Source organism: Photobacterium obscurum (genome assembly GCF_026191635.1).
Lineage (GTDB): Bacteria > Pseudomonadota > Gammaproteobacteria > Enterobacterales > Vibrionaceae > Photobacterium > Photobacterium obscurum.
Map to the genome: position 1 here is coordinate 239,948 of NZ_JAKRRW010000003.1, position 16,512 is coordinate 256,459.

14 protein-coding genes are annotated in these 16,512 nt (G+C 43.2%); 10 read left to right on the forward strand and 4 right to left on the reverse strand.

Translation table 11 applies throughout. The features are described 5' to 3' along the window. The first annotated feature begins 205 nt into the window (after positions 1 to 205). The 3 genes from MD588_RS05305 to MD588_RS05315 all read left to right on the forward strand — a co-directional run bounded on the left by MD588_RS05305 (position 206) and on the right by MD588_RS05315 (position 2,026). Complete coding sequence (locus MD588_RS05305) at positions 206 to 1,042, forward strand: MlaA family lipoprotein (RefSeq protein WP_265695897.1); 837 nt, start codon at positions 206 to 208, stop codon at positions 1,040 to 1,042. A 92-nt stretch (positions 1,043 to 1,134) separates the two neighbouring features. Further along, entirely contained in the window at positions 1,135 to 1,686 is a 552-nt protein-coding gene (locus MD588_RS05310) for an elongation factor P hydroxylase (RefSeq protein WP_265695899.1), read from the forward strand. A 73-nt stretch (positions 1,687 to 1,759) separates the two neighbouring features. Beyond that, the gene (locus tag MD588_RS05315) at positions 1,760 to 2,026 is read left to right on the forward strand and encodes a YfcL family protein (RefSeq protein WP_265695900.1); all 267 of its coding nucleotides are present in this window, start codon (positions 1,760 to 1,762) and stop codon (positions 2,024 to 2,026) included. A 1,011-nt stretch (positions 2,027 to 3,037) separates the two neighbouring features. On the opposite strand, the gene MD588_RS05320 is transcribed toward MD588_RS05315, so the two are convergent. The 4 genes from MD588_RS05320 to MD588_RS05335 all read right to left on the reverse strand — a co-directional run bounded on the left by MD588_RS05320 (position 3,038) and on the right by MD588_RS05335 (position 7,267). After that, complete coding sequence (locus MD588_RS05320; RefSeq protein ID WP_265696103.1) at positions 3,038 to 5,215, reverse strand: YjbH domain-containing protein; 2,178 nt, start codon at positions 5,213 to 5,215, stop codon at positions 3,038 to 3,040. After that, positions 5,215 to 5,898 carry a capsule biosynthesis GfcC family protein gene (locus MD588_RS05325; protein WP_265695901.1) on the reverse strand — a complete coding sequence of 228 codons (684 nt, stop codon included), beginning with the start codon at positions 5,896 to 5,898 and terminating at the stop codon, positions 5,215 to 5,217. Before MD588_RS05325 ends, MD588_RS05320 begins: the two co-directional genes overlap by 1 nt. Positions 5,899 to 6,084: 186 nt before the next feature. After that, complete coding sequence (locus MD588_RS05330) at positions 6,085 to 6,807, reverse strand: YjbF family lipoprotein (protein ID WP_265695902.1); 723 nt, start codon at positions 6,805 to 6,807, stop codon at positions 6,085 to 6,087. A 148-nt stretch (positions 6,808 to 6,955) separates the two neighbouring features. Beyond that, positions 6,956 to 7,267 (reverse strand): hypothetical protein, encoded by a 312-nt coding sequence (locus tag MD588_RS05335; protein WP_265695903.1) that lies wholly within the window; start codon positions 7,265 to 7,267, stop codon positions 6,956 to 6,958. A gap of 776 nt (positions 7,268 to 8,043) precedes the next feature. On the opposite strand from MD588_RS05335, the gene MD588_RS05340 reads away from it, so the two are divergent. The 7 genes from MD588_RS05340 (at position 8,044) to pseG (ending at position 16,505) form a co-directional block, all read left to right on the forward strand. Further along, positions 8,044 to 9,180 carry a polysaccharide export protein gene (locus tag MD588_RS05340; protein ID WP_265695904.1) on the forward strand — a complete coding sequence of 379 codons (1,137 nt, stop codon included), beginning with the start codon at positions 8,044 to 8,046 and terminating at the stop codon, positions 9,178 to 9,180. Between the two features lie 2 nt (positions 9,181 to 9,182). After that, entirely contained in the window at positions 9,183 to 9,611 is a 429-nt protein-coding gene (locus MD588_RS05345; RefSeq protein ID WP_265695905.1) for an arsenate reductase/protein-tyrosine-phosphatase family protein, read from the forward strand. Between the two features lie 86 nt (positions 9,612 to 9,697). Beyond that, complete coding sequence (locus MD588_RS05350; protein ID WP_265695906.1) at positions 9,698 to 11,857, forward strand: polysaccharide biosynthesis tyrosine autokinase; 2,160 nt, start codon at positions 9,698 to 9,700, stop codon at positions 11,855 to 11,857. Positions 11,858 to 12,076: 219 nt separating this feature from the next. After that, positions 12,077 to 13,090 (forward strand): UDP-N-acetylglucosamine 4,6-dehydratase (inverting), encoded by a 1,014-nt coding sequence (gene pseB / locus MD588_RS05355; RefSeq protein WP_265695907.1) that lies wholly within the window; start codon positions 12,077 to 12,079, stop codon positions 13,088 to 13,090. A gap of 9 nt (positions 13,091 to 13,099) precedes the next feature. Continuing rightward, positions 13,100 to 14,263: a UDP-4-amino-4,6-dideoxy-N-acetyl-beta-L-altrosamine transaminase gene (gene pseC / locus MD588_RS05360; protein ID WP_265695908.1), complete on the forward strand. Its 1,164-nt coding sequence runs from the start codon at positions 13,100 to 13,102 to the stop codon at positions 14,261 to 14,263. Beyond that, positions 14,263 to 14,961 carry a pseudaminic acid cytidylyltransferase gene (gene pseF, locus MD588_RS05365; protein WP_265695909.1) on the forward strand — a complete coding sequence of 233 codons (699 nt, stop codon included), beginning with the start codon at positions 14,263 to 14,265 and terminating at the stop codon, positions 14,959 to 14,961. The genes pseC and pseF overlap by 1 nt, the downstream gene beginning before the upstream one ends. Beyond that, positions 14,958 to 16,505 carry a UDP-2,4-diacetamido-2,4,6-trideoxy-beta-L-altropyranose hydrolase gene (gene pseG / locus MD588_RS05370; RefSeq protein WP_265695910.1) on the forward strand — a complete coding sequence of 516 codons (1,548 nt, stop codon included), beginning with the start codon at positions 14,958 to 14,960 and terminating at the stop codon, positions 16,503 to 16,505. The genes pseF and pseG overlap by 4 nt, the downstream gene beginning before the upstream one ends. Positions 16,506 to 16,512 lie beyond the last annotated feature (7 nt).

A 16,512-nucleotide genomic window follows, 5' to 3' on the forward strand; every position in this document is an offset into this window, starting at 1 on the left:
ATGATTTGAAGCTGTTATTAACTTGCTGATTGATTCCCGTAGGGCGAGTTTAAAGTGCTCAGATACATCGTTACTTGATTTTGTTGGATCGGCATCCAGCTGCAATCAAGTGCCTTGTCTCTGAGCCTTTTAATTCTCGCTGATTGGTCAAATAGTTGTATAGCTTGGTATCTTGTCTGCTTTTCTATTTCTATGGAATAACCTTTTGAAAAGAATAACCCTTTTATCTCTGTTTCTTGTTTTAGGTCTTTCTGGCTGTGCCGAGACCCCTAAAAGTGAGACATCTTCAAGCCAAGACGCGACTCACCAACAAGAATTTACGGAGACGAATGCTGAATACGCCGAGCAGGACGCTCAGTATAATGTCAGCGGCACCTACGACCCGTTTGAAGGCTTCAACCGGGCAATGTGGGAGCTGAACTATGATTACCTCGACCCTTATCTAGCTCGTCCTGTTTCTCTGGCCTATGTTGACTATGTGCCATCACCAGTTAGAACCGGCATTCGTAACTTCCTGGCTAACCTTGATGAGCCGGCGAATATGGTCAACAGCATCATCATGCTGGAGGGCGAGCAAGCTGTTACCCACTTTAACCGCTTTTGGATCAACACCACCTTTGGTTTGGCCGGCTTGATCGATATCGCCACCGCGGCAGATATCACCAAACCGAGCAATCGTGCTTTTGGCGACTCAATGGGCTACTACGGTGTCAGCAACGGGCCGTATTTCATGGTACCGCTCTATGGTCCCATCACCCTGCGTGAAGGGGTCGGCGATACCGTTGACGGTCTGTATTTCCCGCTTAACTTGCTCACCTTCTGGCAGAGCTTAGGTAAATGGGCCTTCGAAGGTATGGAAGATCGCGCTGCGCTGGTGAACCAAGAAGGCATATTGCGTGACTCCCCGGATCCGTACATCTTTACGCGTGACGCTTATATTCAGAACAAGAACTTCCGTGCCACCGGTGGTAAACAGGTCGCTGAAGAGCCGGAAGATGAAGAGTTTATGGATGACTTCTTGGACGAGGTTGATGAGTACTAAAGCTTACTAGAAGCTGGCTCCAGGGGATCTGGTCCCCTGGAGGCAAGTTTCCTATATAATCCTCTCATCTTCAGAAATACATAATTTAAGTCATGCCCCATAACTACAACGATCTTATCCAAGTCTTCAATCAAACCTTCTTAACAACCTTTAACACCGAGCTGCTGCTTGGTGGTGATGAACCCATTTATTTGCCAGCGGATAATGAGCATCAGCATCACCGTATCATTTTTGCACGAGGCTACTTTGCCTCAGCGTTACATGAAATCGCTCACTGGTGTATTGCTGGGCCGAAGCGTAGGTTGCTTGAGGATTATGGCTACTGGTATGAGCCGGACGGCCGTACCGAAGAAGTGCAGGCCGAATTTGAGAAAGTCGAAATTAATCCTCAGGCTGTTGAGTGGATCTTGTCGGCCAGTTGTGGTTTTCGATTTCAGGTGAGCTGTGATAACCTGAGCGGCAATTGTGAGCCTGACCGAATCGGCTTTACCAATAAGGTACGAGAGCAGGTATTGCTCTATCTCGCGCAGGGTATGCCAGAGCGCGCAAAAACTTTGTCAGACGCGTTACGTGAGCATTACCAAATCGCCCCCCTTCAACCAGCAGACTTTCGTGAGTCGCAACGAGTTGAGTGGTGCGAGTAAAGATATTGAGCTTCTAGTGCCAACCGCTTGGTTCTAGGATCGAAACCCTAAAAGATTGATAAAGAGTAAAAATATGATCCAGCAATATGAAGAGAAGCTGCTAACCCTGATTGATCAGATGGTTGAAACTGCATCAGATGATGAGCTATTTGCTGGTGGTTACCTACGCGGACACATTTCACTGTCAGCGGCCAACTGCGAGATGGAAGGGATCAGCTCATTAGAAGCGATGAATCAGGCTGTTGATGCCAGTTTGACACAAGCACAATCAGAGCTTAATCCCGCTGATCAGTTGATAGTCAAAGAAATGTGGACTCAGCTACAGCAGGACGCGTTATAGGCGTATTATCCCCCGTCGCTCTCATTGAACGCCGTGGATGGGCTGGGTATATAATAATGAGCTTTATAAGTCATTATTATTTAAATACTTATAAATAAAGCATCAAAAAAAGATAATAAAAAAGGCGCCATCGTTATGGCGCCTTTTTTTTGTGAATGTTTTTGCATACTTGGTGTTAATATTTTGCGTCTACTTATCTGAGCCTAAGTATTTACGTTTATAATCAGATGATTTCGCAAATATAAAAACGGGAAGCATGACTAATATAAAGCCAGCAGCATATTCAATATTTTCATTGGCAAGTAGTTGGTAACAACTAATTGCAAAAATTCCAAGAACTATCAGTAAGTTAGCCTTGTGCATAAAAGGGTGGTTCACTGAAAAGTGAGCATAACTCCTGAACATGCTCTTTAACCTCGTCTACAAAGTTGTTGTGAGTTTGAATATTCTTATTTTTATAATTTTGTCGTCATCATTAATTAATGACAAAGTGGTTATTAGTTATTTTAGAGCAAAATTAGAATATGTCTGCAAAAAATTGTTTTTTTTTCGCACAAAGTCACTACTTTGAGTGTGATTATTAATTGAACATTGTAGAGAATGGTTGTATAGGGAAACAAGAATCGCTCTCGCTGTATTGAGACTTATCATATTCAGTACGATTAGCTTTTCGGTCAACATATTGTCTTTTAACCGGTAAAAATCATCACCGAGTGTCTCTCTTGAAGTGGGCGATAACTAAGTCCTTACATTTCAGCTTATTACGCTTAGCTCTATCCTTGGTTAATGGGCCCAGCTATTTGCACAATCGGTTGCAATGATGATTGAGGTGAGGGTTGGGACGATGCTTGAGGCGTGGGTGAGAGGAATGCAGAATAGGGCGGTTTGAGGTGTGATTCTCCGGGTGTTATTCAACTTGGTGACACATTATCGATAGATAAAAAACGGCTCGAAGATGACAGGCATCTTCGAGCCGTTTTGCTTTAAACCTTTAGCCTTAGCGGTGAACGGTTAGTTCAATGCCTTGCGACCGTACCACGGTGAGCGGGCATCGGTCACGCTATATAGGCTGTATTTGCGGTTCAGCATCTGACCGCCATCACGACTCAGCGGTAGCCAAGAAATCGTTGCACGGTTGGTACTTGGTTTCACGGTCATGATGTCAAACGGAATCGACACGTAGAAGCCTTTGTTGTAGCTGCCTTCGCCGAACTCTTCCGCAGATAGGTTGGTTTGTGCCACAAAGGCTCCAGCAATTACACCGCTGTCGAATTGCTTCGAGAAATCTACCGTGAAGCCTTTATCTTCAGTCAGGTACTGGCCGGCACTGACTTTGAACAAGGTGTTCGGTAACCATTCCCACTGTGGTTGATAGTAAGCCGTCACATGGCCTGTCATCGCCCCGGTCTGAACACGATAGTTACGACCTGTCAGCGGGTCAAACTGCACTTCTTCAGTGAAGAAGCCGAACTGTGAATCCGGATCACGTTGGATGACGTAGTTGGCATCCATCCCGATAGCCCAGTTGCTACCTTGCGGGCGGTAAAGCACTTCGCCACCGACGCCCCCGAACATCATCTCCAGGTAGCCACCATAGGCCTGGCTGTACCAGTTGTCGCCCAGGTGATCCATCCAAGTCAGCTGAAGGTTGTCCATCCGCACCGGGTTATCGTTGATGTACTGGCGCACCAAAGTACGGACACGCTTGAGGTCGGTACCATCTGGCGGGACTTCGTACAGGAACTTGTCATAGTTGTCATACAGATTGAAGTAGACCGAGCCACCGACTTCCACATTATCGCCAAACCAGTAGTTCGCGCCGGCGTTGATGCCGATGTTAAACATGTAGAAGTTCTCGGAGCCCCCAATCGATTGTTGCAGGGTAGGCGCGACACTGACATCCCACGCTTTATCCGACCTGGCCATCAGAGCACCTTGTGGGGCTTCTGGTGTGCTGACATTTGAGCTGTCTTCGACTTTGGCACCAAAGTACTCATACTGGGCCACTTTGGCGTATTGCTCGCTGTCGATGCGGGTTTCGGTAATGGCCTGATGATTTGAGGTTTCAATCAGGCGGTATTCATTGGTATTGGGCGCTTGGTTGGCGATTACCGTGGCAGCGCGCTGATGTGCCTCGTTGCGGTCACGGTATTTAGTTTGCGGCGCCACGACCGTGATGGTGTCATCATTGGCGTAAATGGTCGGATCTTCATAACCGGCAATTTGATGAAGATCTTGGGCCAGTTGTTGCCAGTCAGTATTGCTCAGTTCGCTATCACCGGATTTACTCTGATAAGCCGGCATCGGTTCGTCACGCCAAATCGCTTTGAGATCATTAAAGTTGGTATTGAGGTTAAAACCGAAAGTCCAGGTATTTCCACGCTCATAGCTCAACCGTAAATCCCCCCAGTTGCCGAGACGATACAGTGCACCGTAGTTGAACTTGCTGTCTTGCGACATATCGATGCCGCCACGGGTCACTGGGAAGTCACTGGCATAGTCATTACCGTCGTATTCGGCTTTTAGGCGCAGCGGTGCCCATGGAGTTTGATATTCCACCCCTCCAAAGATGGCACTACAGCCACTGAACCAGCGGTCAAAATCAACACTGCCACCTTTACCCTTGTATTCGGTATTTCGGTTACAGTCAGCACTTGTCGATTTATTACCGGTTAAATTCGCGCTATTACCCATATAGCCCCAACCGACACCGACAGTGAAATCAAATGGGCCCACATGTTTACTCGCCGCAATGTACTCGCCGTCAAACAGACCGGTCCCCCCAAAGTCACGGACGCCAATGGAGGTTTCAGGGAGCCAGTAACTTTCTTCGAGCAGGCGGATTTTAAAATCGATACCTTTATCGGTGTATTTGGTATCGCCACTAAAATCAGGATCGTCACTATAAAATAGATCCTGTACCAGCGTGTATCGAATAGTCGTTTCTAGCCACGGCAGCAGTTGTAGCGAAACGGCATAATGATGGTATTCATCATTATAGGTTGCACCTGCCGTGAACTCGCCTTCAGTGGCGACTCGCCCTGATGGCATTTGGATTAAACCCACCCCTCCAAAATCAGACTGGGAGGGGGTGAATTGTGGGTAACTAAATTCATCTGCCTGACTGTTGAGCACAGGCAGCATGGCCAGTGTGATGGCCGATAAAGAGGTTTTAACAGCAGGGTGCATCACAGGGCCCGGTTCCTTAGTAAGTTGATGATGGCATCATTGAGATCTTTATAACCTGACGGTAAAGATGAAAAGCCCAGGTAGACAATCGCACCTGGGGCGATATCTCTATGGTTATGGTTCCAATAGGCAATCGGGTGTTGTTCCACATTGCCGTCAGGCTGGATCACGGTCGCGACACTGTTATCTGCTATATCAGCAGGTTGTGCTTGCTTTAGGTAATCATCAGCACCCTTGCGCGTTTGCCACGATAAATATTGAGGTTTGTGAACAGCCCCTAACACGAGAACAGTAGATGGGCGGGGAGGTAATACCAAAGTCAGATTCTGCTTAACAAGTGGGTTATCCGCTTTATTGATCCGCACGTGGTCATAATCGAGAGGCGTGAAAACACGCTGGCCGATGGCTAAGGCGTCTAGTGTGTTCTTTAAGCCTACCAGTACCTCACGTTCTGCTTGCTGGACGAGGGTGTTCAATTGATTAAGGACATTTGCTTTATCAGGGTGTGGGAAAGCAGTAAATACACCTGCACCTGTCCAATAAATAGGCCTTCCAGTTTGGTCAGAGTTAACAAGAAGTTGCGATAGGTTGGCTTGGCTATCAGCCAGAATTTGCTGTAAACGCACTGGCGTTGGATAATGCAGCTGTAATTGCTGAGACTGAGATTGTGAGCTGGTCAGCATCACAGTAACCGAATTAATTTTTGCTTCAGTTGTTATTGCTTCGGAAGTAACAGTGTCAGGTTTTGCAGCCACTACTGAACTAGTAAAGATGTAACATGCGAGACTTAACCCAAGAACTACTTGCCTAGTTAGGTAAGATGACTTTAGGGCAGTGAAAGATAGTAATTTCATTTAGCGTCCCTTAACTCATGAATACGGTTTTAGCAGGGTGATATCGATAGAAGGCAACCCTGGCGCAATTTTCTGGCGTGATTTGAGTACTTTCCCGGTTTTGGGATCGAGCCAGAATTCATTCTGGTAGTTGATATCAAGGTCATTAACCATGACTGTTTCAGTAACGTAAATCACTTCCACAGGGTGTTGGTTGATCATCACAACTGCGTCATCTTGGCGGGTAAAAGTTGATGTCAATGTATAGCCATAATGATAACCCGGTTGCCAATCAATTTGTCGTTGCCAGGTTAAAGGGGTCGTACTTAAATGAAGGCCTAGCTGAAGTGGATCAGGCTGAATGCTCTCGGTCTCTATCAAGTTGCCTTGTGGCAGGTTTAGGGTTTTGACCAAGCGGCCATGTTCGGTGACCAGCATACCGCTGTCAGATGAAAGCCATTTTAGTTGAGTAACTGTAGGCTGAATAGATTTCGGATTGGTTGGTTTTTTACCAAAAGCTGGCGATGGTTCTGCTAGTGCAAGTACCATGAAAGCTTGTGGGCCATCATCAATACGAGCATAGATACTGGCATAGGGAAGGCTAGTAATATCATCAGCATTGAGCTCGGCATCAGCATCACCAAGGATAGCGAGCTTCATGGTGTCATTGACATCATTGAATTTTTGGCTGCAACCGGTAAGACTTGTCGAAATGAGTACCACTGAGACAAGAAGAATTAAGCGTTGTAGTAACTGCATCCTAGCGGTGAACTCCCTGCAAGGGCAAATAGTGAGAATTTGTGGTTTTTTAGTGGTTTAACTTAGCACGTTAAGTGTAAAAATAACCGCACTGAAGTGCGGTTATGGAATACACAGCTATTTCTTAGTTTTTATTGCTTAAAGCGTATTAGCTTTGAGCTGCAGAAACAGAAGTTGTTGTGTTGTTGCTGCTACCTGAATCAGCAACAGCTACAGCAGCTACAGTAACAGCTACACCTGCTGCTACTGCGGTAGCAGTGATACCGCCAGCCGCTGCAGCAGTAGCACCAGCAGTACCTGCTGCTGCACCTGTTGTACCAGCGGTCGCTGCTGTTGATGTTGTTGCACCAGCAGTAGATGCTGATGAAGTAGCGCCTGCTGAACCTGCTGTTTCAGTAGCAGCAAACGCAGAGCTAGCCATTGACATTGCAGCTAGCAGAGCAATTGCGGTCTTTTTCATCCTATTCCCTTTTTTTTATAAAAAAACATAAAAAGAGTGAATAACACTCTTAGCTATAATGATATGGCCAAGCGAGGTTGATAGCAATGGATCAGTACAAAGAGTCATAGAAGTAATTGCGCTTAGTTCAAAAAATGAACATTCGTAATGCTGTGAAATTTCATAAAAACATGATGATTAATATTGAATGTTAAGTTTCAGACCAATACCGACAGTTCTTGCATAAAAACGTCTAATTCAATTTATAAATGATAAAGATCAATGAATTACAATCAGGCGATGTTTTTTGTTGTGAAAATCACATTAAAAATTGAGTTCCTATCAAGAAGATTTTTGTGTAAAATAGCCGCTGTTTTTGTGTTGGCGAATAATATTTTCATCCAAATTTAGTCGCTTACGATGGTATCTTTTCGGAAACTGCTTTTAGCAAGTTATGAAAGGGCATCAACATAAATGATACTCAGTAAGTTCGAGCCATAGTGACGTGACTCGCTAATCTAAAAATGGAAAATTAAGCACATTGGGAGCTATAACCTAAGGGCGGTAGCGTGTGAAAATTCCAATATTCCATCAAAAAGTGCTTATCTTATAAAGGTGTTTACTGAAGCATTTTACTTAAAAAAAATTCCAGTACCTAACAGGTAACGAGCACCTAGAGAATAGAATGAATTCTCAAAACACAATACTAATACTTAGGAACTATGATCTAGGATCCTGCTTCCTCCCTTCGCTGCATCTGCAGTCCATCAAACCTTTTAATTTGAATCTTTATAAATATGGATTTCACAAAGAAGTTTTTAATCACTGCAATGGCCTCTGCCATGCTGGTAGGCTGCACAGTGCCCGGCTCTCATTTTTATGTTGATGACAAGAACGTTGTCAACATTCAAAGCGAAGAGAGTGATATTTCTGAACAAATTAACGTGTATCCACTCACTGCGAGTGTCGTAAATCAGTTCAAATCGCCTCAAGCCTTTTCAAAAACTAATCCTAGTTTAGATGCTGAAGTTGCCCGCTATCAGTACCGTGTCGGTCCTGGTGATATACTTAACGTGACCATTTGGGATCATCCAGAATTAACCATTCCTGCAGGTTCTTATCGCAGCTCAAGCGAATCAGGTAACTGGGTTCATGCAGATGGTACGATCTTTTATCCTTATATAGGGCTTGTTAAGGTTGAGGGTAAAACTGTTACGGAAATCCGTGATGAAATGGCAAAGCGACTGAAAGAATATATCGAAAGCCCGCAGGTTGATGTTAATGTTGCGTCATTCCGTTCACAAAAGTCATATATAACAGGCGAAGTGAATAAGCCTGGTCAACAACCGATTACTAATGTGCCGCTAACATTGCTTGATGCCATTAACCGTGCAGGTGGTCTTGGTGCAGATGCTGACTGGCGAAATATCACATTGACGCGTAACGGCATAGAAGAAAAATTGTCACTCTATGCGTTAATGCAACGTGGTGATTTAACACAAAATCGTCTGTTACGCCCTGGTGATATCGTTCATGTTCCACGTAATGATGCACAAAAGGTTTTTGTGATGGGAGAAGTTAATGATCCTAAGCTACTAAAAATTGACCGTGCAGGCATGAGTTTGACTGAAGCACTGAGCAATGTAGGTGGGATTAATGAGATATCTGCTGATGCAACGGGCGTATTTGTTATTCGTAGCAATAACATCGAGTCAGGTATAAATTCAAGTGCATTGGCTGATGTTTATCAGTTGAACATCAAAGATGCCTCTGCCTTGGTTATTGGTACTGAGTTTGAGTTACAACCTTATGATATTGTTTATGTGACAGCAGCTCCAATCGCACGCTGGAATCGTGTTGTTCGTCAGCTATTACCGACAATTTCAGGTTTCAATGACCTGACTGAAGGCGCGTTACGATTGAGGAATTGGTAAGTATGTTTAATCGAATTCTTGTCGTTTGTGTTGGCAACATTTGTCGCTCTCCGTCTGGGGAGTATTTACTAAAAGGATTGTTGCCAAATAAACATATAGCGTCCGCGGGTGTAGGCGCATTGGTTGGAAAACCGGCTGACAAAATGGCGGCAGAAGTGGCGCTTAATAATGGTGTTAGCCTTGAAGGACATGTTGCTCAACAATTAGATAGCAGTTTGTGTCGTGACTATGATCTGATTTTGGTTATGGAAAAAGGTCATATCGAAGCGGTAACCAATATTGCCCCTGAAGCTCGTGGCAAAACTATGTTGTTCGGTCAGTGGATCGGCCAGAAAGATATCCCAGATCCATATCGGCAAAGCCGTGAGGCCTTTGACCATGCATACTGTCTCATTGCAGATGCCGCTAAAGCATGGGCAAAGAAGCTATAACGACAGTTTAAAAGATTTAAGCTTTTCTAGGAACTAGGAATTAGGAACTAGGAATTTCCTTAACCCTCTATTTTAGTAGAAAATTTATGAGTGTGTCCCAAAACCTTCAAACCAAACAGGACTCAGATCAAATTGATCTGGGGAAGATGTTTGGAATACTACTTGATAATCGTTGGAATATTATCGCAATTACTTTCATCTTTGCCTTTATTGGTATAGCTTATGCCTTGTTGGCTACACCAATATACAAAGCTGATGCGCTTATACAAGTTGAAACAAAAAGTTCAGGAATGCCTGCTTTTGGTGACATGGGGGAGCTGTTTTCCAGTGAATCATCAGCCACAACAGAAGTTGAAATTATCAAATCAAGGATGGTTTTGGGAAAAACTGTTGAAAAACTGAATTTGACTACCGTTGTAACACCACAGTATATACCTATTATAGGTAAGGGATTGGCACGTATTCAGGGCAATAAAATTGACTTGGATATATCACGTTTTGAAGTGCCGGGTCATATTGTAAAGCCGGCGTATACTTTAACGGTATTGGATTCAGAAACCGGTACATATGAAGTTGTTGATAGTAATGACAACCAAGTGTTGCGGGGCAAAGTGGGTGAATTAGGACAAAAGGGTGATTTTAAACTGTTTGTAACTCACTTGAGGGCAGAGTCTGGAGACTCATTCACTATTGAAAAACGTTCTCGTCTCGAGGCTATCCAGTGGGTACAAGATAACTTATTAGTTAGTGAACGTGGCAAGCAAACGGGTATTTTACAGCTCTCTCTTACTGGTGAAAATCGTAACGATATCGAAGATATATTGGATGACATTAGCAAAAATTACTTCCTACAAAATGTCGAGCGTAATTCTGCAGAAGCTGAAAACAGCTTGGAATTTCTTCGTTCTCACTTACCTGATATACAAACCCAATTAACAGCATCTGAAGATCAACTAAATCGATATCGTCAAGATAATGAGTCGATTGATTTAGGCTTAGAGGCTAAATCAACGCTAGATGTTATGGTAACTATTGAAGCACAGCTAAATGAGTTGACTTTTAAAGAGAGTGAAGTATCACAACGATTTACAAAAGAACACCCTGCATACATATCGTTATTAGATAAGCGTAAAACTTTGCTGAATGAACGTGAGCGTCTGAATAATCAAATTCAGAAATTACCAAAAACACAGCGTGAGATTTTGCGTCTTACTCGTGATGTTGAAGTTAATCAGCAAATATATGTGCAGTTGCTCAATAAAGTACAAGAGCTGAACATCGTGAAAGCCAGCACCGTTGGCAATGTGCGTATTTTGGATGCCGCTCAATCCTACACAAAAGCAGTAAAGCCTAAGAAACCGTTGATTGTTGTATTGTCAACGCTTTTGGGCGGTATGTTGGGTGTTGCTATGGCACTGGTTCGTTCGATATTCCACCGTGGTGTGGAAAACCCGGATGAAATAGAAGCCATTGGGTTACCTGTTTATGCAAGTATTCCTATGTCTGATTGGCAAATTGAGTTGGAAAAGAAACAAAAAGGTAAGAAACAGTTAACGGTAGAAGAAACTTTACTGGCGGTTTCCAACCCTGCAGATTTATCGATTGAAGCTCTTCGTAGCCTTCGCACTAGCTTACATTTTGCTATGATGGAAGCAAAAAACAATATCATAATGATTTCTGGACCAAGCCCTGGTATTGGTAAATCATTTGTATCAGCTAACATGGCTGCTGTTATCGCAAAATCTGGTCAGAAGGTATTGGTTATTGATGCTGATATGCGTAAAGGTCGGATGGAAAAACAGATGGCAATTAACCCTAAGCCTGGTTTGTCTGATTTCCTGAGTGGTCAAACATGTATTGAAAGTTTAATTAAAAAGCCGGGCGTTGAAGGTATGGACTTTATCGGTCGAGGTGAAGCCCCACCAAATCCGTCTGAACTTTTAATGCACCCTCGCTTCAAACAGTTGATGGATTGGGCGTCAGAAACCTACGATATTGTAATCGTTGACACTCCTCCTATTTTAGCTGTTACAGATCCAGCTATCGTTGGTGTTCACGCGGGAACTACATTGTTAGTCGGTCGTTTTGGTCAAAATGCGCTGAAAGAAATTGAAGTTACCAAGCAGCGTTTTGAACAGAACGGCATTGAAGCGAAAGGCTTTATATTGAATGCGGTAGTACGAAAGGCAAGTAGTTATTATGCTGGAAATTATGGGTACTACAACTATAATTATAAGTCAGAATAACTTTTTTGATTAATAGAACAATTTAATGATTAAAGGCGCAAATTATTGCGCCTTTTTAATAGCTGAATATAGTAAAGTTATATTTTGTCTAAAAATGTATGAGCGATTTAGGTTAGTTTACTTATTCTTTATTATACATGATTTGATGATTTGGTGCCTTAATGTTGATGTAACCCTCCATTAGTCACTAATAATAAACGTAAAAAGTTGGATATATATATGCTAAATAATAAAACGGTATTAATTACAGGTGGTACAGGTTCTTTTGGTAAGCAGTTTATAAAAACTATTTTAGAAAGATATTCAGATGTTAAGAAAATCATCATTTATTCTCGTGATGAGTTAAAACAATCAGTTATTAAGCAACAATACCCAGCATATGATTATCCTCAGCTTCGCTTTTTTATTGGAGATGTACGTGATAGAGAACGATTAAAGCAAGCATGCGAAGGTGTTGATGTTATAATTCATGCTGCTGCAATTAAGCAGGTTGATACAGCTGAGTATAACCCAACAGAATGTATTCGAACCAATGTAGATGGTGCGGAAAATGTTATCCATGCTGCACTTGCATGTGGCGTAAAAGATGTCGTAGCTCTTTCTACGGATAAAGCCTGTGCTCCGATTAATCTGTATGGCGCAACTAAGCTGGCATCTGACAAATTGTTTGCAGCTGCTAATAATATTCGTGGCTCAAAAGATATCCGTTTTAGTGTTGTTCGCTACGGAAATGTTATGGGTTCGCGTGGATCCGTTATTCCTTTCTTTATTAGCAAGAAGGCTGATGGTGTGTTGCCTATCACACATGAAGAAATGACCCGTTTTAATATTTCATTACAAGATGGTGTAAATCTTGTGATGTTTGCGCTCGAGAATCATCTTGGCGGTGAGATTTTTATTCCAAAAATCCCGTCTTATAAAATCTTAGATGTTGCAGAAGCCGTTGGTCCTGAGTGTGATAAACGAGTTGTGGGTATTCGTCCGGGGGAAAAGCTACACGAAGAAATGATTACTGACACGGACTCGTTGAACACGATTGATTTAGGTCCTCACTATGCGATTTTGCCTTCAGTATCTTTCACTTATACAGAACAAGAGTACATGGATCACCATAAAGCAGAAAAGGTACCGTTTGGGTTTAAGTACAATTCTGGAACGAATACAGAGTGGGAAACGGTTGACTCCCTCAGGGATCTAATCATAACTCACGTTGATCCAAACTTTGAAGTGTGAGTAGCAACCATGATCCCATATGGCAAACAAGAAATTATCCAGCAAGATGTAGATTCTGTCATTAGTGTTCTACAATCTGATTTTCTTACGCAAGGCCCTCAAGTTCCTGCATTTGAAAAATCACTAACGGACCATACTGGTGCTGAACATGCGATAGCCGTTAATAGTGCAACTTCAGCACTGCATATTGCCTGTCTTGCTCTAGGGTTAAGTGAAGGGGATTGGCTATGGACTACGCCTATTACGTTTGTCGCTTCTGCTAATTGTGGGCTTTACTGTGGTGCACGGGTTGATTTTGTTGATATTGATCCAAAAACATACAATATGTGCGCTGTTGCTCTCGAGGCTAAATTGAAGCTAGCGCAGCAGAATAATTGTTTACCTAAAGTTGTTGTTCCTGTTCACTTATGCGGTCAACCGTGTGACATGAAAGCGATTCGAGGCTTAGCAGAACAGTATGGTTTTGCGATTATTGAAGATGCATCCCATGCCATTGGGGGCAGATATGAGGGTGACCCTGTAGGTAACTGTAAGTACTCAGATATTACGGTATTCAGTTTTCATCCAGTAAAAATTGTCACTACCGCAGAGGGTGGTGCGGCATTAACTAATAGTGCAGAGCTCGCTCAAAAAATGGATTTGCTGCGCAGTCATGGGGTCACGCGCGATGAATCTTTGATGACGATAGAGTCTCATGGAGGTTGGTATTATCAACAAGTCGAGCTTGGTTACAATTATCGGATGACTGAACTTCAAGCTGCCTTAGGTGTCAGCCAAATGACACGTTTGGATGATTTTGTTGAAGCCAGACATCGCTTGGCTAAACGCTATAATCAACTGTTGGCTGAGCTTCCTGTTACGCTCCCTTATCAGCTACCTGGAACCTATTCAGGCTTGCACTTGTACGTAATCCGTTTAGACCTTGATAAAATAACGAAAACGCATCGCGAAGTATTTGATTCACTAAGACAGAATGGTATCGGAGTGAACCTTCACTATATTCCAGTGCATACTCAGCCATACTACCAGGAAATGGGCTTCAAGCTTGGTGATTATCCTCACGCAGAGCACTATTATCGTGAAGCGATTTCTCTACCAATGTTCCATTTAATGACTGAGCAGCAGCAAGATGAGGTCGTTCGAGTTCTTCGTCATGTATTGGAGGTCGAATAATGCGAGTTGCGATTATTCCTGCTCGAGGTGGAAGTAAACGGATCCCAAAAAAGAATATTAAGCTTTTTCATGGGAAGCCAATGATTGCTTATTCCATAGAAGCTGCGCTTAAATCAGGTTGTTTTGATCAGGTGATTGTCTCGACGGATGATCAAGAGATCGCTGACATTGCTAGACAATGGGGGGCGGATGTCCCCTTTCTTCGTCCTTCTGAAATTGCAGATGATTATGCAACTACAATGGATGTTATTAACCATGCATTGAATTGGTACAAGCAGCAGGGTGACCTTATTGAGTATGCGTGTTGTATTTATGCAACAGCGCCATTTGTTAAGCCTGAAGCGTTAGTTTCTGGTCTCGAGGCATTGAAAAGGGGGAGGTACGATTATGCATTTAGCGCAACATCTTTTCCATTCCCTATTCAGCGCGGCCTCAAGCTGACTAACGAGGGAACAGTTGAGATGTTTATGCCAGAACATATCAATACTCGTTCGCAAGATCTGGAAGAAGCGTACCACGATGCAGGACAGTTTTACTGGGGGACGGCAGATGCTTATTTAGCTGGCCTTCCTATTTTTTCCAATCGGTCATTTGCCGTTCTTCTACCTCGTAATGAAGTTCAGGATATCGATACGCTGGAAGATTGGACGAATGCAGAAGCCTTGTACACAGCTTTTCTGTCTAGGGATGGTCGATGAAAATAGCAATAAGAGTTGATGCATCGTTTCATATAGGCAGTGGACACGTGATGCGTTGCTTGGTGTTGGCAAATGCTCTTCGTAAAGAGGGGCATAGTGTACAATTTGCCTCTCGCGCGCAGAAGGGAGACATGATTGAGTTTGTGCGTAGGCAAGGATTTAGCGTCTGTGAGTTGATCCAACCTGAACAATGGCAAGAACCAGCCCATACTGCAGATTATAAGGCTTGGCTTCAAGTATCGGAACTGGATGATTCTCTTAGCTTTATAGAGCAGGTTGAGGCTGTTGATATTGTTGTCGTAGATCACTATGGGTTGAACAAGCTCTGGGAATCGCAAGTTCGAAACCATTATAGCTGTCGAATAATGGCGATAGATGATTTGGCTAGAGATCATGATTGTGATCTTTTACTAGATCAAACTTATGGTCGGACTGGTGGATCGTATCAGCATTTATTCGTCTCGTCTGCAAGATTGCTATTGGGTTGCGAATATGCGCTGTTAAACCCTTTTTTTGCACAATCACGTGAAAGAGCCATTGAGAGGACTGAGTTACCAGTTCAAGCGCACCGAGTTATGGTTTCTATGGGAGGGGTAGATAGTCCCAATGCAACACTTGCGGTGCTCCATGCGTTATCTGCCCGAAAAAAACTAATTGAGTCTGTAACTGTCATAATAAACCCCCAAGCGCCACACTATGGTGAGGTGCTTGATTTTGTGACTCAGCATAGCAATTGGATTAAACAGTGTGATTTTGTCGATAATATGGCTCAGCTGATGTTGGATCATACTATTGCTATCGGTGCCCCTGGAACGACCTCTTGGGAGCGGGCCTGTATGGGATTACCAAATATCATTGTCCCATTAGCCGACAATCAACAAACTATTTGTCAGAATTTGACTGATGCTGGTGCATCTATTGCTGTTGAACTTGACAAAATAGTTAGTAGGTTGCCTGTAGCCTTGGATATTCTGTGTAACAACTATGAAGACTATCTAATTCGCAACCTTATGTTATGCGATGGCTTAGGTCTTCGTCGTGTTGTTAGTGAGATCCAGTCGTTGGTAGTGAATTCAGATAACGGCGAACGAAACGGGAAAGTCACAGGGAGGCTTGCAACTGAATGTGATATAAAGCTAGTTTTTGATTGGCAACAAATGCCAGAAACTAGGAAATATGCATTGATACCATCGATACCTACTTGGGAAGAGCACCTAGATTGGATGAGAAAACAGCTTTCTGATCCAAGCCATTTTTTTTACATTCTAGAACATGAAAAACAAAATGTTGGAATATGTCCTGTTGGTGTTGTTCGTCTTAATAGGCAATGTCACGGCCAGTATATAGTGTCTATATTTATTGACCCTACTTGTCATGGACAAGGACTTGGGCTTAAGGCACTTGAATACCTTGATACTATTCATCCGGATATCACACTTAATGCGACGGTACTTAAAGCAAATACGGCCTCACAGTGCTTATTTGCTCGCGCAGGTTATATGCAGTTATCAGATGAGCAGTTTCAACGTTTACCCATCAATTAATCATCAG

Bases quoted from the DNA above. Each gene is read 5' to 3' on its own strand.
- MD588_RS05310 (WP_265695899.1), top strand. From the start codon at position 1,135: ATGCCCCATAACTACAACGATCTTATCCAAGTCTTCAATCAAACCTTC.
- MD588_RS05315 (WP_265695900.1), top strand. From the start codon at position 1,760: ATGATCCAGCAATATGAAGAGAAGCTGCTAACCCTGATTGATCAGATG.
- MD588_RS05320 (WP_265696103.1), bottom strand. From the start codon at position 5,215: ATGCACCCTGCTGTTAAAACCTCTTTATCGGCCATCACACTGGCCATG.
- MD588_RS05325 (WP_265695901.1), bottom strand. From the start codon at position 5,898: ATGCTGACCAGCTCACAATCTCAGTCTCAGCAATTACAGCTGCATTAT.
- MD588_RS05330 (WP_265695902.1), bottom strand. From the start codon at position 6,807: ATGCAGTTACTACAACGCTTAATTCTTCTTGTCTCAGTGGTACTCATT.
- MD588_RS05335 (WP_265695903.1), bottom strand. From the start codon at position 7,267: ATGAAAAAGACCGCAATTGCTCTGCTAGCTGCAATGTCAATGGCTAGC.
- MD588_RS05340 (WP_265695904.1), top strand. From the start codon at position 8,044: ATGGATTTCACAAAGAAGTTTTTAATCACTGCAATGGCCTCTGCCATG.
- MD588_RS05345 (WP_265695905.1), top strand. From the start codon at position 9,183: ATGTTTAATCGAATTCTTGTCGTTTGTGTTGGCAACATTTGTCGCTCT.
- MD588_RS05350 (WP_265695906.1), top strand. From the start codon at position 9,698: ATGAGTGTGTCCCAAAACCTTCAAACCAAACAGGACTCAGATCAAATT.
- pseB (WP_265695907.1), top strand. From the start codon at position 12,077: ATGCTAAATAATAAAACGGTATTAATTACAGGTGGTACAGGTTCTTTT.
- pseC (WP_265695908.1), top strand. From the start codon at position 13,100: ATGATCCCATATGGCAAACAAGAAATTATCCAGCAAGATGTAGATTCT.
- pseF (WP_265695909.1), top strand. From the start codon at position 14,263: ATGCGAGTTGCGATTATTCCTGCTCGAGGTGGAAGTAAACGGATCCCA.
- pseG (WP_265695910.1), top strand. From the start codon at position 14,958: ATGAAAATAGCAATAAGAGTTGATGCATCGTTTCATATAGGCAGTGGA.